Source organism: Arsenicibacter rosenii (assembly GCF_001870735.1).
Taxonomy (GTDB): domain Bacteria; phylum Bacteroidota; class Bacteroidia; order Cytophagales; family Spirosomataceae; genus Arsenicibacter; species Arsenicibacter rosenii.
Genome location: NZ_MORL01000180.1, coordinates 1 through 999, shown reverse-complemented (window position 1 = coordinate 999; position 999 = coordinate 1). Strand labels below are relative to the sequence as shown.

The 999-nt window shown below is 55.4% G+C and carries 1 pseudogene; it reads left to right on the top strand.

Features of this window, described 5'->3' with window-relative positions:
* Nucleotides 1-61: 61 nt before the first annotated feature.
* Nucleotides 62-999, top strand: a pseudogene (locus BLX24_RS30675) (DUF7133 domain-containing protein); the annotation flags it as partial.

Sequence of the window (999 nt, the reverse complement as noted above, 5' to 3'; positions counted from 1 at the left end):
GAAAAAGATATGACCATCGGGTTTGAAGGAAACTATTTTCTGACGAGCGGAGGCACGGTNCAGAAACGGGCAGCCGCTGAACCTGAATTTCGAAACCGGCAACCTGAAAGACTGGACCGCCACGGGCGATGCCTTCACCAATCCCCTGATCTCGCAGGAGCCGTCGCCGGTGCATGAAAAAGATATGACCATCGGGTTTGAAGGAAACTATTTTCTGACGAGCGGAGGCACGGTAAATTACAAACAGACCGGAACGCTGACGTCGGTGCCGTTTCCGGTTTCCCACCCGTTTGCCTCGTTCCGGGTATCGGGTGGCGCTCTGGCCGATACGCGCGTTGAACTCGTTCAGGCGGCGACAAACAAGGTGATTTTTCAGAGCACAGGGCAGGGGCGCGCTACGCTCCAGCCGGTGGTCGTCGACTTACAACCCTATCTGAATCAGGATATTTTTATCCGGATTATCGACAATGAGACCGGCATTTCGCAGATACCGTACATACCCAACGATAAGCTGGCCCATATCAATTTCGATGAGTTTGTTTTTTACGATACCCGTCCGGTTTTTCCGAATGAACTCAAGCAAAAAGACATCATTATCCTGCCCCCGCTGGACCCGGTCCTGAATGCGGGTCTTTCCGGGGAAAAAGCTGCCGCCGCCATGACGCCGCCTAAGGGCTTTACAATTAAGCTGGCAGCGGCAGAACCTGACATTATCCGGCCAATCTGTTTCACCATTGACTGGCGGGGCCGGTTGTGGGTGGTCGAAGGGCATACGTATCCTGTGCCGGCTCCCGACGGCCTGGGCCGTGACCGGATTCTGATCTTTGAAGATACCAACGGCGACGGCACGCTCGATAGCCGCAAGGTTTTTGCCGAGGGCCTCAACCTCGTCAGTGGCATTGAAGTTGGTATGGGCGGGGTCTGGCTCGGGGCAGCACCTTATCTGCTGTTCATCCCGGCCGATTTTAAAACGGACAAACCGGCGGGCCCGGCCCAGAA